Raw genomic sequence first — 15,736 nt, forward strand, 5'->3', positions numbered from 1 at the left:
AGTTTAAATTATTAGCCCCAACTTTATCTGAAACAACGAACATTTTACAACTAGTAGCCATTGGATATTCTCATACAAATTGTATACATAGCTATTAAATATAGACTACTTATCTTTAATCGGTCTCCACCAAATGATAAGTAGTCTAAAATAATAATTATTCCATAGTCTCTTAAACATCTATCTCGCCTACTCTTAAAAGCCACATCTATCCAGGCTTCTCAATCCTTATGGCATCTATCCTACCTGCTATACTATACAAAAATTATAATTATTAAAATATTTCTCTGCAAAATAAAAATAAGGATTCCAAGATTAGAGACATAAAAAAATAAACTTTATGTTACTATCCTAATCTCAGAAACCTTTTATTTATCAGTGTTTCACACACTATTATTTCTATTTTCTTGTTATCAATACTACTGTCTCCACGTGTGTTATTGCAATATAGTGATACTAAAATATAGAAATATGGAAGTTTCGTACACTTAGAGCCTTTATCTATTTTCCGCACGGTATATTATTACTAATGACCTTTAAAGCAATTTCACCTTATGTTTTTCTCACATACAGAAACACTCATCTAATCATCGTTGTAAAAATAACTCTTTTAGCTTTTCCCCCTCTACTTTGCTTAGAAATAATTTAGTTCTGCCGAAGGGTTGCTTCGATACTTTATCATTGAACTCACTAGCAGTTATAACCTCATTCTGCTCTATTACATATCCCTTACTTACTTCATCATACTTTAAGCACTTTTTATCAAATTCCACATTTACAAAATACTCATCCCAAACATCATATTCTATTTTATTATCTTGATTATGATCAATGTGTCTAACCAAACTGTAATCATTAACCATAAAATTTGATGTTACAGTGCCTGCTGCTATAATTCCAGTTTTATTCATATAGACAAAAACATAATCACCTGGGTTTAACCCTTCAATCACGCTTTTAGTATCTCCCCATGCTGAAACTTTATTACCAAGCAACATATGGAGATGACCTTCAGGCATATAGTAGTTATTTGAATTGATAATATAGTAACTTGGGTTTTCAGCCTTTGTATAATCCTCCACAAATTTTCCGGAAATATCACTTATAATCTGATTTTTCGATATCTCTAGTTTATCGGCAATTTCTGATATTTTATCAAGCACACTTTCATCAATTGTAATTGTTACTGACTTTTTCTTCTGAGTTTGGCTTTTCAAGCTTTTTATATAATCCAAATTTCCTGACATAATAGTTCACTCCTTTTTATGTAAACTTTTCTTATTAATTAAATTATAATATATTTAATTATTTTTGTCAATAATTAAATAACATTATTTTAATATTATTTAATTATTTTTTATTGATTTCTTATTTAAAAAGTATTAAGATCAATATAAGCAAAATTATCATCTTCCTATCTCAATTCTAATAATATTATTCATGATCCTTTATTTCTTCTATTATTTTTCAGATAAATTTCCACTTATACTAATTAAATTACCACTTTAACCTTAACCAACTGAATAAACTCTCAATTTCTGAAGTCGCCACCATTTGTATTAAAAAATATATTCAATGCTTATAAGTAATAATTGTGCTGTATTCCTACTACGCACTCCATATGTGAGGAAACATATCAATAATTTGATCACAAATAATTCTTCCAAAGAGTGAATACTCCAGCTAAAAATGCACATCCCTTCCATCAAAATTTATTAGGGGTGTGCATATCCAACATAAAAATGATAACTCTAAACTTTAAACTTTAAAAATTTCTACTATAAAATATCCAAAAAACAACGAAAACCCCTGAATTGAATGGTTTTCCATTGTATCAATATTATCGTTTTTCTAATGTGCAATCCTTCCAAGCACCTGCATTCTAAATAAAACTAAACCTCTCCATCACCACCGTAGTCTTCTCCCTATAATCCTTCACTGCCTCATCAATCTTTCCGCACAAATACCTCATATTACATCCCTCACAGCTTTTTACTATCTGTGCTTCTAAAATACTGCAGCTTGCCCCCTTGAAGCTAACATCAGGCAATGTTGCTGCAATGGCGAACTTGGCAAATACCTCCCCTCTTTCAATTTTTTTAACTACTGCATTATCAACAAACATTTTTATGTCTTTCCTAAATCAATGTATCCAGAGACTTCTCTATATATTCCCTAATAAGAGTTATCCTGTCTTTTACCCTTGGCATGAACTGCGCTGAAATCGCAACAACAAGCTCCTTTTTGGGATTAATGTATATGACATTTCCGCCATCACCCAAAGCTGCGAAGCTGTTCTCATTTTCATCTATTATCCACCACAAATACCCATACTTCTTTTCGTCCCAGTGACTATGCTCCTGAGTGCTTTGCTCTATCCACACAGATGAAACTATTTGTTTTCCATCCCATACGCCATGATTTAAATAAAGCTGTCCAAGCTTTGCCATATCTCTCGTCTTAAGTGACAATCCCCAGCCTGCGGTATTTACACCTTTGGGATCAGCCACCCAGCCTTTCATGTTTCTGTCTTTATACCACTCAATCTGTTCCTCTTTTGAATGGAAAACTACATTGCCTTCAACATTTATTCCGAGTGGTGCAAATAGATTTTCTGTTGCAAAATCAAGTACTGATTTGCCTGTTGCCTTTATCAGAATTCCTGACAAAACATCAGGTCCGATTAATGGAGCATATCTAAATTCACCTATTCTTCCTCTTCCGCCCATCAAATCAAGTGCTGATTTTACCCAGTCGCTACTACTGAAGTATTTCGTATAAGGAGCAAACTTGTACTTATACGGTACGGTCATGGTAAGTATGTCTTTTATTGTGACATTTTGTAATACCTTTTCTCCACGCTTAATCGTGTATTCAGGGAAGAAATCAAGTACTTTCTGATCAATGCTTTCAATCATTCCCTTGTCAACTGCTATTCCAATTAATATTGAAATTATACTTTTTGTTACTGAAAAAATATGAAAAGGATTGTCTTTTTCAAAATCATTAAAATACTTTTCATAACAAATATTTCCGGATTTTTGTACTACTACGCCCCCAACATTTTTGTGGTCTTCTCTGATGAGCACTTCCATTTTTTTCGTCAATTCTTTCTGTTTCATATGCTTTCCTCTCTTTCATTTTACAGCATAGAAATACAGCAACAATCATCTGATTGTGTAACTCGCAGGTCTCTGCTTACTGTATTAGAAAGAAATAGGCTCAATCGGAACGTAGATGTCTACAATATGTTTATCACCGGGCCCTGGCACATTCATATACATTTCAAACGGATAAGAATCTCTTGGTATATAGCCACTTCCCGTAATCCACTCCTGGTACATGTAATTCCATGCGTCGCTATACTGATCCGGTATAATTTCAAAATGTCCAACGGCATATAAACCTCCTGCGAGTATCATTATCTCAAGTCCTTCTCCTTCTGAAGGCTTAAGATGATTTGAAACAGTAAGACACAGACTTGTACGAAACTGTTTCTTATCTGAAAACTCCGGATTATCATGATAGATGGCAAGCACTTTGTTCTGCCCTTCTGCCATAAGATTCTGTCTCCCGGCCTGCATAAACAATCGTTGTAATAACCTTGCATACTCTTTAGCCAGAGTTTCATATGTTCCGGTATGCCTCACATATACAACTTGCATTTCCTCAAGATTAATCAGATCAATCTTACCTGTCACTGGAAACTGATAATCTGCCTTTTCTTTCTTTGCTGTACCCTTATCATACTCAGATATTAAAAATAATTCTTTGCAATTCTTGCTATATTCCTTACGATATTCTCTCGGGCCAATTCCAAAAGAATTCTTAAACGCACGCGAAAAAATCGCAGAGTCAGTAAATCCCAGTTCATAGGCAATATCAGTTATATTCTTATCCTGCCTGTGCGCAAGTAAGAAGAGCGATCTCTCCATACGAATTCGGTTGACGTAGTATCTAAGCGACTCATGCACTATACTCTGAAATATTCTGCTGAAATGATATTTAGAAAAGCCGGCAGCATCAGAAAGTTCCTCTATTGAAAGTCGCTGATCTATATGATTCTCTATATAATCCTGAACCTTATGAATTCTTCGGTTGTATTCTTCTATACACTCTTGATCCAACATATATCCCCCTTTGCAGTTCGACTAATACAGTTCATTATTGCACTTATCATCAGTCTTAGCATTTTGCATGATGCATAGCCTATTTTATAATTCATTCGATTTAAAATTTACCATAGTAATGTCACCATCTTCATGAACAAGCATAAAATTTATCCTTAACAACTTAATTTGCGTATATTCTGACCACTTACATGCCAATTCATAGCTTTTTGGTGAAAAAGGTACTGCCACCATTGGAATAATATTTTCATTCATTTCCTTACTTGTAATTAACTGTCCAATTGCCTCTCTCATTAAAGAATATTCTTGACTGTTTTTATTTTTAAGGGTTCCTTTCTTACTTTCTACATATATTTCTGTGCCATCTTTCATTCTTATGTTAACATCACCAATGCCATGCTTTGAATGAATAATTAATTTTGGCAAATCATCAGAAAGTTTATATTCACCTTGCCATCGTTCCAAATCAGCATCTGTTTTAGTAAACCCTAAATTCTTTAAAAAATTCTTTATATCAAAATGTATAACTTCTTTAGTCTTTATATGGGCTCCATCTATTGATACCAAAACATCATTATTAGTTAAGTTGTTTTTTATATAATAATTTGCAATATATAAATCTACTTCAGCTTCATTCATTTTTTCTTTAGTCATAAATTACTCCTTACACATAAAATTTTATATACTTATTGTAACATACTCCCATTTTTCTAACATTATAATGTTAATGCTAAACAATACATGACCTATATAAAAAATGCACGCCCTCTCCATCAACATCTCTACGGGTGTGCATGTCCAATATATTCTTCTTAATACAATCATCCTAGCAAATAAATTTTAAATAATATTATCCCTATTCTAAATAAAGCTAAAAGATTAATTTTTAACTAAACCTGATCTTTGAAGCCAAGCTGAATTTGCAGCACTTTTAGATAAGGCCAAAGGAGACAGGTCTATAAATCAATACGTTGGTGAGACTGGAGTAAGCGCAGCTCATATATCAAGGTTCTTAAGAGAAATGATAGAGGCACCTCCAACACCTGAAACTATATCAAAATTGGCTGCAAAAGCATATAACGAAGTTACATATCAGGATTTAGTGATTGCTGCCGAACATTTATCCAGATGACAAATTCACTATTGTAGTTAATAATGAAGAAGTTTTTCATTATTTTTTGAATAGACCACCTTTATCTCTAAGAGCAAATCTTTATGTGATGCTTATTGATTTAGACAAAGATAGAATTATAAAGGAAGAACAGATCTGTAAATACTAAAAAAAGGTCATCAACTCGCAGCTTTATATGCATGCAAAGGTAATGGCCTTTTGCTATTTTTTTAGGTTAGGTGGTTAGTATAAAACTAACGGGTTTACTTTATGGTGCAAAACCCAAAATTGTAGGCGTTTTTCCATATAGCCTACAAGAGTTTTTGTTACATATGCAAAAATGACTATAAGAGTTATAGTTAAGTACATATAGTTTTGAATATATTGGAATTACTTATGCAATTAAGGTACAATAATAATGAATACTTGTATTATAATGCGAATTAAGGCTAATTCTCAAGGGGGTTAATTTATGATTTTAGCAGTAGGATTAAAAATTGTGATTTGGCTTGTTGTTCTTGGAGTACCAATATATGTGATTTATTTATTGATTAAGGCATTAAGGATTTATATTAAGAAAAATTCTTGATGCACAACCTTCTTCTATTCTTCCTCAACAACTAAATAATGAGATGTAAAAAATCATGATAATTTCATCTAATTATCATGATTTTTCCTTTAATTTTATTAATGGCATCCATCTAATATTTTTCGTTTCATTACTGTTATTTAATAATTCTCCAACTGATCTAAATACTTCTTAAAAAATGATATAAAAACTCCTTATTCGGAATTAGCTCTTTAAGTATTTTATTGCAGGTATTATATGCCATTTCATAATCTGATTGAGTTATTTCTTTTAAATCAAGAGCTTCTTTAATCTCATCTTCATCAAGTATAACTACCTTATAGTTTGGCGAAACAGCAATATCTAAATATAAATCATCGTAAAAAGGTATCCCTTGTTTATTAATTGAATTCTCTTTAGTAATATCAAAATACCATTTAACTACTTCATTTGATGTGTTGTATATTACACTAACACACCAATTTGCTTCATCAGGTAAAAACATTAAACCTTTATATCCATCATCTAACAAAATTTCTTCTGATTGATCATAATCGACAGTAATTTTTTGTTTCACTTTTTCAATCTTAATCAATGAAATATATCCACTAAGTAGGTCATCAATATGAATATATTTGTAAGTATATGAATCTAAAAAGTCCCAGTGCGCTACATTTAAAAATTTTCTTTTCATAATACCCACCCTCCCAGACTCAAACCCATATTTTAACACCATATATTTTCTTTACAGCTACTTCCCAAAAATATTCGTGTAACTATGAACCAGTATAGTCACATAGCAATTCTTAAATTTATAGAGTACTAAACCAAGGATTATGCCAAATTGCAAAGAGAACTGTATTTACTACATAAAATGTAAGGTCACTTTTATAGTTTTGCTTCAATTCATTCCATACATATCCTCTAAATAGCAGCTCTTCAAATATAGGTATTGCTATAGTTGAAGATATAAGTACAATAGTGTCATCAGACGAAAACCGTCAATGAAAAGGCTTACTGTAATAAAAATGAATTTTACCTGCCCACTTATTCTAATTTAACTATTCTTCCTCTCGGTCTATCCACTCTAAAATGTCTCCTGGCTGACATGTTAAAGCTTTGCAGATTTTATTCAGCGTTTCAATTCTTATAGCCTTAGCCTTGCCGTTTTTTAAAACTGACATATTTGCAAGTGTTATCCCAACCTTTTCAGAAAGCTCCGTAACACTCATTTTTCTTTTGGCGAGCATTACATCAATATTAGTAATAATCATTGCACACCCCCTAGATAGTAAGTTCGTTTTCTTCCCGGATTTGTGCAGCTTTATATATAAGATGTGATAAAGCTGCAGCCGTAACAGCAACCCCAATTCCCCCAAACACTATAAAAAATCCCAATAAAATGATACCTGGATGATTCATATTAAGTAATAGTAAAATTATATTTCCTGTGAAGAAAATTACAGAATCGCTGGCTGCTAATATTGAAATAAACTTTAATAAATTTGCATTTTTTCTACAAAAAGAATTATCTTTTCCAATCTCATTTGCAATTTTCCAGCCGCAAATAAGAACAGCATAACAGGGTAACGAAGTTATCCAAATAAATATAAGCCATGGCACATACCAGAGAGCAAATTCCGGGTTGGAATTAATAATATCCTTTCCCCAAAATGGAATAACATAAAAATATATAACCGACCCGCAAATAGCCGTACCTCCAACAATAATCTTTAACCACTTGGATAATCTTAATTGATTCACAAAAATTCCCCCTAAATTTTTAATTAATACCATAATTATACTGTATGAAAATTTATAATTCAATAATTATTTATTGTTTTACGATAAATAACTGTTCTCAAAGGTGAATTTCATGTCATCCTGTGGTTAATTTGGACAGATTAGGTTATATGTTAAATTACTATAATCTAAGAGATAATAAAAACCGGTCAAGATGAAACTACTGCATCTCAACCGGCATAAATACCTTCTTCTGTAATTGTATTTGTTATAATATTTTAAATACATATTTAATAAAAACTATAGAGAAGCTGACATTCTCTATAGCTTTTATATATTTATCATTTCATTTTATTATGCGGAGGTGGATTAACAACAACTCCACATTTCTGTTCAAGAGCCCACAAGGAAGTATACAAATGGTTACGGAGGTCATATTATGCCAAGTGTAGAGTCAATAAAAAGAGATATACAGACTTTAGGTACAGCAGGACAAGAAGAAATACTAAACTATCTTGAAGAAGTTATTATATTAGGTTCATTTGCTACCGAAGTTACAAATGAAATAAAAGAAAACCGCTTTTCAAGGGGTAAAGTCTGCCCTCATTGTGGGCATGATGAAGTATCAAGAAATGGTAAGTACAAAGGAAACCAAAGGTATATCTGTAAGTCTTGCCTAAAGACGTTTACTGACTTTACACGTTCACCACATCACAACAGCAAGAAGGATATTAAAAAGTGGATACTCTATGCTAAATGTATGATAAATGGCTATTCAATAAGAAAATGTGCAAAGATAGTTGATATTAGCATACCTACATCATTTTATTGGAGGCATAAGATATTAGACGCTATTAGAGCATACATGGGAATTGGAAATGTTGGTGGAGTTATAGAAATTGACGAGGCTTTCTTAAGAGAGTCTTTTAAAGGCGACCATAAAAAAAGCATAACTTTTACTATGCCACGTAAAGCCCATAAGACAGGTGTTAAGGGTAGTAGAAACGGAAAAACGGAAAAACTAAAAAGAGGTATCTCAAAGGAACAGATATGTGTTTTATGTGCTATAGATAGAGCAGGTAATATAATTACTGAACTTATATGCAAAGGTAGGATGAAACATATCGATTTAGAAAGACTCTTTAGGGATAGAATTGATGACGAATCCATCCTTTGTACTGACTCACATAAGAGTTATATTCAGTTTGCTCAAAATTCGGGTGTTGAATTACAACAAATCAAGCGTGGTAAGCACAAGGAGGGTATATATCATATACAGCATATTAACGCTTTTCATAGCAAATTGAAGAAGTGGATGGATAGGTTTAATGGTGTTGCAACCAAGTATCTTACTAATTATATGTATTGGTTTAAATGGTTGGAAATTTTTAATACCGAAAAAGATACAATTAAAAGCAAGAACCTTTTAGTACAATCTCATACTTCTCATTCTGACACAAAATTAAAGGACTTCAAAATTAGAGAGGCAATTTATATATAGTAATGTTAAGTATTGGATTTATAATTGATATTCTGTATAATTAAATAAGAACACAATTATAATTTTTGTGAGATATTATAACAGTGATATAGGAGAATAATAAAATGATAGATTTATTTAGAGCATTTACTACAAAGGAAGATTTTTTTTATGATGGTGCATTTATTGCTAAAATAAAATATCAACGGTTTCAACCCAAATCAGATAAGGAAACTTATAAAAATGAAATTGTAAAAAATAATAGGAGACTTTGTGTAATCAACTGTAGTGGATATGCTAATAATAAAATTGCAGAAATACTAACGGTTTATTTAATGATGAATGTAACAGTTAAAGAGTCTGTTGAACCAGAAATTGTTGAAGATACTGGTATTTTATGGCGTAATTTTTCAAAAGAAGAAATTGCAGATTTTAGTCATCTAACAGGAGATACAAATTCCATTCATCTTACAGAAAATCCAGTTGTACAAGGAATGTTTATTCTAAAAGAACTTTGTGACACAACTCAAACTAATGAGATAGAAGTAAAATACATTCATCCTGTTTATGGATGTAACCCAGTTTATATAAAACACGAAGGAAATATTATAAAAGGATTTAGCAATGGAATATTGTGCTTCCAAGCAATTATATCTTAAAATCTTTTTACAAAAGAGTAAATTAAGGGAAGGTTTGAATTACTTCCCTTAAAAAATATTATATTATCAACACTATCCTTTAACATAACCTAAATTTAAAGGAGCTGCCAAATATTAATAGGCAGCTCCTTCTTTTAATCCTATTTTACAAACTCAGAAGTTCTTTCCTTACTACTTGTTTCCGTTTTTTACCCACTGTGCAACAGTAACAGTTCGTTTTGCTTGATGTTTAACAGCAGCTTCAACGTCTTCAATCATTTTGCCATTCTGATCAACGGTTACGCTTGTTCCATAAGGATTTCCTCCGGCTCCGAACAAAACTGGATCTGTGTAACCAGGAGCTGCTATGATTGCTCCCCAATGATACATCATTGTATAAAGAGATAAAATTGTTGCTTCCTGACCACCATGTGGATTTTGTGCGGATGACATGGCACTAACCACTTTGTTTACTGTCTTTCCCTGAGCCCAAAGGCCGCCTTGAGTATCCAGGAACTGTTTCATTTGCGATGCCATAACGCCAAATCTAGTTGGTGTGCTGAAAATAATCGCATCTGCCCATTCAATATCACTTGAGGCAGCTTCCGGTATATCTTTTGCTGCATCAACAGTTGCCTTCCATGCAGAATTATTTTCAATTACTGATTGAGGTGCAAGTTCGTGTACCTTTAGTATCCTAACTTCTGCTCCTGCTTCTTTTGCACCTTCTGCCGCCCACTTGGCAAGCTGGTAGTTAGTACCTCCCATACTGTAATAAATCACTGCTAATTTTACATTACTCATAATTTCTTTCTCCTTTTTTGATGAATTTTTAAATAATCTAGATAAAATACTCATTTATACATCACCTGTTTAAACTTTCCTTTTTATTGTATTAATATGATTTAATTATTATTACTTTCATTAAACCTTCCAAAGCTAATTAATTTTTAGGTATTAAAATTGAAAACAAATATAACTTAGGGTTCCATAAGCATAACTTCTATTAAGGAGCTTAGGTAAATTTCCTTGCCCGCTGCCCATAGCTATAAATAAAGGAACAATATGCTCTTCACGTGGTATTGCCAGCTTTGAATAAGGTGCCAAGCTTCCATATGAAAACAATGCTTCTTTATCATTATTTTCTACTTTTTCAACAAGCCAATTATCAAATTCCACTGCCCACTGTTTCGGTTCGCTTACATTCCAATCAACAGTAGCAAGATTGTGGACAGTTGATCCACTTCCAATTACCAGTATATCTTCCTGACCCAATTCTCTAATTGCCTCTCCAAGCTTATACTGCTTATCCATTGGCAGCTCAGGATTAACAGAAACCTGCACAACAGGGATATCAGCTTTCGGATACATCAAATAAAGTATATCCCATGCCCCATGATCCAGTCCTCTTTTAGTATCCAATCGGCTTTCTATTTCATGAGTTTTTAACATGGTCTGAAGCTTTAAAGCTACTTCTGTTGAGCCCTTTGCACCATACTTTATGGAGTAAAGCTCTTTTGGGAAACCATAAAAATCATAAATCATTTCATAACCCTCATCAATTGATGATATTGTTGTAATTTCGCTTTCCCAATGTGCTGTAAATATCACTATAGCTTTAGGTTTTATCTTCTTTCCAAGTTCCTTAAGAAAATCAGTATATTCATTTTTTTCAACTACAAGTGTAGGACCACCATGACATATAAATAAAGAATTAATCATTTTTCTCTCTCCTTTTACATTAACTTACTATCATCTATATAATTATTATTTATTACTAAGTTACTTTATATAACTATAATATAATAACTTACTTACTTTTGTCAAGTGGTTATGAAAAAATAATTCCCGCAAACTAAATCAGTCTGCGGGAACATAAATTACACTTTATTATTATATTTCTTTAGTCTTTATGTGGTCTCCATCTATTCCAACCACTCAAACTTACCAACATCTAATCTAGCTGCTTAACTATTCAAATACTATAGTTTACTGATACGTTTCATCTAAGCATAAAAATAAGGATTTATAAGTCAGGAACATACTGCGACAAACTGTTAGCAATACTTCTAATCTCAGAATCCTTAGTTCTCTCTTGTATCTTTAGCAATGATTGTAGAACACTTCATTACTACCTAAAATTGATATTTATTATTAGCCATTTATTTTACAGTTACAATTTCTTCTTGATATATACCCTTATATAGCCTACCCAAGCAAGAAAAAATACTGCAGCTTTGAGTGCATACCTGATTCTGCAATGGATAAGCCATACTCATATGAGTATTTTAATTTTATGGACAGTATAAGAGATATCGAATCTAGTATTGAAAATATTGCAACCCTTGAAGATAGATTAGATTTGGAAAATGATGTTGGTATATTCAATTACAGTTTTCGGATTTGAAGTTCAGCAGCCTCCATACATTTACATACATCATTCTCAAATGTACGGAGGCTGTCTGTTAGATTCTAGAATATTAAGATATAAATTTAGTCCTTATCCTCAATGACAGCAATTCCGTCTATTTCAAGCAAGCAACCTGGATGCCCAACTCCTGAAACAAATAAAACGGTGACTAATGGTGGATTGTCTAATAAACCAGCCACTTCTTGAAATGCTTTTAAGCCAACTCGCGGGTCGCATCCATTGAGTAAATAGATATTGAGTTTAACCAGATTAACAAAGCTTGCATTTTCAGAAGCTAAAATAGTTGCGATATTATTAAGCACTTGCTTTGTCTGTAACTCCAAATCACCGGCTCCAATCAGCTCACCTTTTGAATTTGTAGCATTTTGTCCGCCTATATAAATTGTTTTTGCCTTTCCACTTACGGTAATCGCTTGACTAAATGCTTTTGATACGAATAATCCCTCGGGATTCTTATGCTCCATTTTAAATCCACTCATAATTTTTGCTCCTTTCAATCATACCTATTCTTTTTGTTTTTCTGTGCTTGTAAAGCTATCGGCCCATTCTCTTACTCTACGGGCGCTCTCTTCTTCCGATAAGTCCTCAATTCTAGTCATAATGGTCCACCTTACGCCAAAAGGGTCTAAAATGCTTCCGAATCGGTCACCTGAAACAAAATTGGCTATCGGCTCCCTGATCTTTGCTCCTCTTGCCACTGCATTTTCAAATACCTGATCAACATCAGCAACGTAAATTGCTAAAGAATAGCATGCATTATCCTCATCAGGCGGCAAGACCAATTTATATGCCGGATTCGCTGCTCCCAACTGTAAAAAGCCATTCCCAAAATCCAATTCCGCATGAACAACTATTTTATTACCATTTCCATCAGAAAATTCAGTAATATCCTTAATCCTTGCATTGAAAACAGTTTTATAAAACTCTATTGCTTCAGAAGGATTCTTTATTACTATAAATGGAGTAATAGATGTAAAACCGTCAGGTGTTCCATTCTTTGTATAATTACCTGACACTCCTATATATTTTTTACTATCAGTCATTTTTATTCCTCCTTAATTGGAAATAACAGATCCACGCTTATACCCTCATTATTGGATTGAATTCATCAACTCATAAAAACATTCGGATTCATGAGTCCTATAAAGATTATACCAGGCATCTAATGTCTTTGTAGAAAACACATCCAAAGCTTTCAAGACATGTACGGAAAATTCCAACGGAGCTATTCCGGAAGCAGTTATCAGTTTTCCGTCAGTTACCGCAGACTCCTGCTTATAGTGATTTTCTCCTGCATAGTTAGGACACATCATTTTAAGATATCCCAAATCATTGCTTGTATGACTTCTTGAATCTAGAAGTCCATTTTGAGCAAGTGGCATTGTCGCACCGCATATCGCCGCTACAATTATATTCTTATCGATACATTGTTTAGCTAAACTTAATATTGGTTGATGAATTGTTTCCATCCACGTTTCACCACCAGGTAAAATCAAAGCGTCAGTTTCTTTTATGTTGCATTCTTCCAGATCAATATCAGGTAGTATTCTCAACCCGCCCATTGTAGTAATATAATTCTTTTCAAGTCCTAAAGTTACTACTTTAACTGGTGATGCATCCTTCCTAAAATACCTTCCTGAGTTTAACTCTGCAGTCAAAAATCCAACTTCCCAATCAGCCATTGTATCAAATACATATAGATACACAGCATTATTATTCATATGCATAACCTCCTATCTCAAGCCTTGATCAACCATCCATGATCAAGAGCAATGTTTATATTCATAATAAAACAGCTTCACTGACAACTACTGTCAGTGAAGCTAATCATAATTGATAATATTCCATTAATTCCCCTGCAACAGAAACAAGCTTTTTCTTTAAACTCTGAGGTTCAATCACTTGAATAGCCTTTCCGTAAGATAAGAGAAAATGGGGTACATATGCATGAAGTGCTATTTCGTCTAATAAAAAAACTGCTTGATTTGACGTCCTCTCTTTCAGATGATGACCTAAAAACCAATGAATGCACAAATCATCCAAAGCTTCTGACCTGCCACTAATAATCAATGAAACCAGCTTATCTTTATTTTCTGGATTAGGTAAAAGATTCTGTAAAAAATATTTTCTGGCAGAAAAGGCTTCAGGCCGTTTAAACATCATTTGCGTCTGCTTTATTTGTAAAATCCGTTCAGCCCGAAAGCTTCTGATTTCGTTTCGAAGATGGCAAAATCCAACTGTATACCATTTATTGTTCCAATAGAGCATTCCATAAGGGTCAATCACTCTTGGCCGGGGTTGTTCTTCATGGCTTGTACGGTATTCAATTTCTATAGAATATTCGTTTGCTACAGCCCGTTCCAGTTCTTCCAATGTCAGCTTAACAGACGGGTCAATATCACGGTTTATCACTTCGAAACCGGCTAAGTGGCGATTGAGGATACTTTCCTGTTCCCGGTTTGAATACATTTTTAATTTTTGTGTTGCATTGTTTAATGACTCACTGAAAGGGTATCCCGCTTCGTTGGCAAATACGGCAGCATGAAGCAACGCTTTTTGTTCTTCAATATCGAAAAACAAAGGTGCATGGATAAAATTGTTCAGTAAACTATATCCACCGTTCTGTCCTGCATCTGATACAATCGGTACTCCGCTTGCGCAGAGCGAATCAATATAACGATAAACGGTTCGTATATTTATCTCTAATTTTTCCGCTATTTGCTTCGCAGTTATTTTTGATCCAGAATTAAGCATCCATAAAATCGCCAGCATATTATCGTTTTTTGCCATTTGATATCCTCCTCTCCTAACTTTATTCCATCCTCCCCAATACCTCGTGTCATCTATGAAAACGACCAAAAAAACGGGTCAAAATTTGCACTTTTTTGCCTCGATTTTTACTCATTTTTTGGTTCAAAACCACTATATATGGTGGTTGACCTGCCTCATTTGCTCTTAGACCACTATTCGTCATCATTAGTTAAGTTGTTTTTTAGATAATAATTCGCAATATATAAACTTACTTCAGCTTCATTCATTTTTTCTTTAGTCATAAATTACTCCTTAACATATAATTTTATATACTTATTGTAACATACTCCCATTTTTCTAACATCATAATATTATTGCCAAACAATGCACGACCTAAATAAAAAATGCACACCCTCTCAATCAACATCGCTATAGGTGTGCATGTCCAATATAATTTTCTTAATATAATCATTCTAATAAATAAATCTTAAATAAGATTATCCCTTTTCTAAATAAAACTAAAACTCTCCGTCACCATCGTAGTCTTCTCCCTATAATCCTTCACTACCTCATCAACCCTTCCACACAAATACTTTAGATTACATCCATCACACCCTTCTACTATCTGTGCTTCTAAAATACTGCAGCTTGCACCTTTGAAACTAACATCAAGCAAAGTTGCTGCAATAGCGAACTTGTCATAGACCTCCCCTCCTTCAATTTTTTTAACTACTGCATTATCAACAAACATTTTTGTTTCCTCCTTTTTAATCTTTGACTCAGCCATTTATAAGATCACAGATAATATTTTCTGCAGAGCCTACATTATAATAAATATCCACCAAAAGCTGTGTATTTATATATTAGAGAAAAAAATTTTTATT

General features: G+C 33.0%; 19 protein-coding genes. 3 read left to right on the top strand and 16 right to left on the bottom strand.

Going from position 1 to position 15,736, the window contains the following annotated elements:
- Positions 1 to 587: 587 nt before the first annotated feature.
- The 5 genes from JK636_RS18885 to JK636_RS18905 form a co-directional block, all read right to left on the bottom strand.
- A complete protein-coding gene (locus JK636_RS18885) occupies positions 588 to 1,247 on the bottom strand; it encodes a ribbon-helix-helix domain-containing protein (protein WP_202750539.1) in 660 nt (219 codons plus the stop codon).
- Positions 1,248 to 1,882: 635 nt separating this feature from the next.
- Positions 1,883 to 2,125: a hypothetical protein gene (locus tag JK636_RS18890; protein WP_202750540.1), complete on the bottom strand. Its 243-nt coding sequence runs from the start codon at positions 2,123 to 2,125 to the stop codon at positions 1,883 to 1,885.
- 13 nt (positions 2,126 to 2,138) lie between these two features.
- Complete coding sequence (locus JK636_RS18895) at positions 2,139 to 3,122, bottom strand: serine hydrolase domain-containing protein (protein ID WP_202750541.1); 984 nt, start codon at positions 3,120 to 3,122, stop codon at positions 2,139 to 2,141.
- An 84-nt stretch (positions 3,123 to 3,206) separates the two neighbouring features.
- Positions 3,207 to 4,130, bottom strand: coding sequence for an AraC family transcriptional regulator (locus JK636_RS18900; RefSeq protein WP_202750542.1), 924 nt, complete (start codon positions 4,128 to 4,130; stop codon positions 3,207 to 3,209).
- An 84-nt stretch (positions 4,131 to 4,214) separates the two neighbouring features.
- A complete protein-coding gene (locus tag JK636_RS18905) occupies positions 4,215 to 4,784 on the bottom strand; it encodes a hypothetical protein (protein ID WP_202750543.1) in 570 nt (189 codons plus the stop codon).
- 452 nt (positions 4,785 to 5,236) lie between these two features.
- On the opposite strand from JK636_RS18905, the gene JK636_RS18910 reads away from it, so the two are divergent.
- Entirely contained in the window at positions 5,237 to 5,410 is a 174-nt protein-coding gene (locus JK636_RS18910) for a hypothetical protein (protein WP_202750544.1), read from the top strand.
- 580 nt (positions 5,411 to 5,990) lie between these two features.
- Here the strand turns inward: JK636_RS18910 and JK636_RS18915 are convergent.
- The 4 genes from JK636_RS18915 to JK636_RS18930 form a co-directional block, all read right to left on the bottom strand.
- Positions 5,991 to 6,503, bottom strand: a complete 513-nt coding sequence (locus JK636_RS18915) for a DUF402 domain-containing protein (protein WP_202750545.1) — start codon at positions 6,501 to 6,503, stop codon at positions 5,991 to 5,993.
- A gap of 118 nt (positions 6,504 to 6,621) precedes the next feature.
- Positions 6,622 to 6,789 carry a CPBP family glutamic-type intramembrane protease gene (locus JK636_RS24180; RefSeq protein ID WP_202751111.1) on the bottom strand — a complete coding sequence of 56 codons (168 nt, stop codon included), beginning with the start codon at positions 6,787 to 6,789 and terminating at the stop codon, positions 6,622 to 6,624.
- A gap of 81 nt (positions 6,790 to 6,870) precedes the next feature.
- A complete protein-coding gene (locus tag JK636_RS18925) occupies positions 6,871 to 7,083 on the bottom strand; it encodes a helix-turn-helix domain-containing protein (protein WP_202750546.1) in 213 nt (70 codons plus the stop codon).
- 10 nt (positions 7,084 to 7,093) lie between these two features.
- On the bottom strand, positions 7,094 to 7,573 hold the full coding sequence (locus JK636_RS18930) for a DUF2975 domain-containing protein (protein ID WP_202750547.1): 480 nt from the start codon (positions 7,571 to 7,573) through the stop codon (positions 7,094 to 7,096).
- Between the two features lie 418 nt (positions 7,574 to 7,991).
- On the opposite strand from JK636_RS18930, the gene JK636_RS18935 reads away from it, so the two are divergent.
- A complete protein-coding gene (locus JK636_RS18935) occupies positions 7,992 to 9,053 on the top strand; it encodes an IS1595 family transposase (protein WP_202750548.1) in 1,062 nt (353 codons plus the stop codon).
- 104 nt (positions 9,054 to 9,157) lie between these two features.
- The gene (locus JK636_RS18940; RefSeq protein WP_202750549.1) at positions 9,158 to 9,691 is read left to right on the top strand and encodes a MaoC family dehydratase; all 534 of its coding nucleotides are present in this window, start codon (positions 9,158 to 9,160) and stop codon (positions 9,689 to 9,691) included.
- Between the two features lie 171 nt (positions 9,692 to 9,862).
- On the opposite strand, the gene wrbA is transcribed toward JK636_RS18940, so the two are convergent.
- From wrbA to JK636_RS18975, 7 genes are all read right to left on the bottom strand, one after another.
- Positions 9,863 to 10,474, bottom strand: coding sequence for an NAD(P)H:quinone oxidoreductase (gene wrbA / locus JK636_RS18945; RefSeq protein ID WP_202750550.1), 612 nt, complete (start codon positions 10,472 to 10,474; stop codon positions 9,863 to 9,865).
- Between the two features lie 153 nt (positions 10,475 to 10,627).
- Entirely contained in the window at positions 10,628 to 11,392 is a 765-nt protein-coding gene (locus JK636_RS18950) for a DODA-type extradiol aromatic ring-opening family dioxygenase (protein ID WP_202750551.1), read from the bottom strand.
- 771 nt (positions 11,393 to 12,163) lie between these two features.
- Positions 12,164 to 12,580: a RidA family protein gene (locus JK636_RS18955; RefSeq protein ID WP_202750552.1), complete on the bottom strand. Its 417-nt coding sequence runs from the start codon at positions 12,578 to 12,580 to the stop codon at positions 12,164 to 12,166.
- 24 nt (positions 12,581 to 12,604) lie between these two features.
- Positions 12,605 to 13,144 (bottom strand): VOC family protein, encoded by a 540-nt coding sequence (locus JK636_RS18960; protein WP_202750553.1) that lies wholly within the window; start codon positions 13,142 to 13,144, stop codon positions 12,605 to 12,607.
- A gap of 48 nt (positions 13,145 to 13,192) precedes the next feature.
- Complete coding sequence (locus JK636_RS18965; RefSeq protein ID WP_202750554.1) at positions 13,193 to 13,822, bottom strand: type 1 glutamine amidotransferase family protein; 630 nt, start codon at positions 13,820 to 13,822, stop codon at positions 13,193 to 13,195.
- A gap of 106 nt (positions 13,823 to 13,928) precedes the next feature.
- Positions 13,929 to 14,891, bottom strand: coding sequence for a helix-turn-helix transcriptional regulator (locus JK636_RS18970; RefSeq protein ID WP_202750555.1), 963 nt, complete (start codon positions 14,889 to 14,891; stop codon positions 13,929 to 13,931).
- A gap of 469 nt (positions 14,892 to 15,360) precedes the next feature.
- Positions 15,361 to 15,603 carry a hypothetical protein gene (locus JK636_RS18975; RefSeq protein ID WP_202750556.1) on the bottom strand — a complete coding sequence of 81 codons (243 nt, stop codon included), beginning with the start codon at positions 15,601 to 15,603 and terminating at the stop codon, positions 15,361 to 15,363.
- Positions 15,604 to 15,736: the final 133 nt, after the last annotated feature.

The sequence above is a fragment of the Clostridium rhizosphaerae genome (assembly GCF_016765585.1).
GTDB classification, from domain to species: Bacteria; Bacillota; Clostridia; order Clostridiales; family Clostridiaceae; genus Clostridium_AT; species Clostridium_AT rhizosphaerae.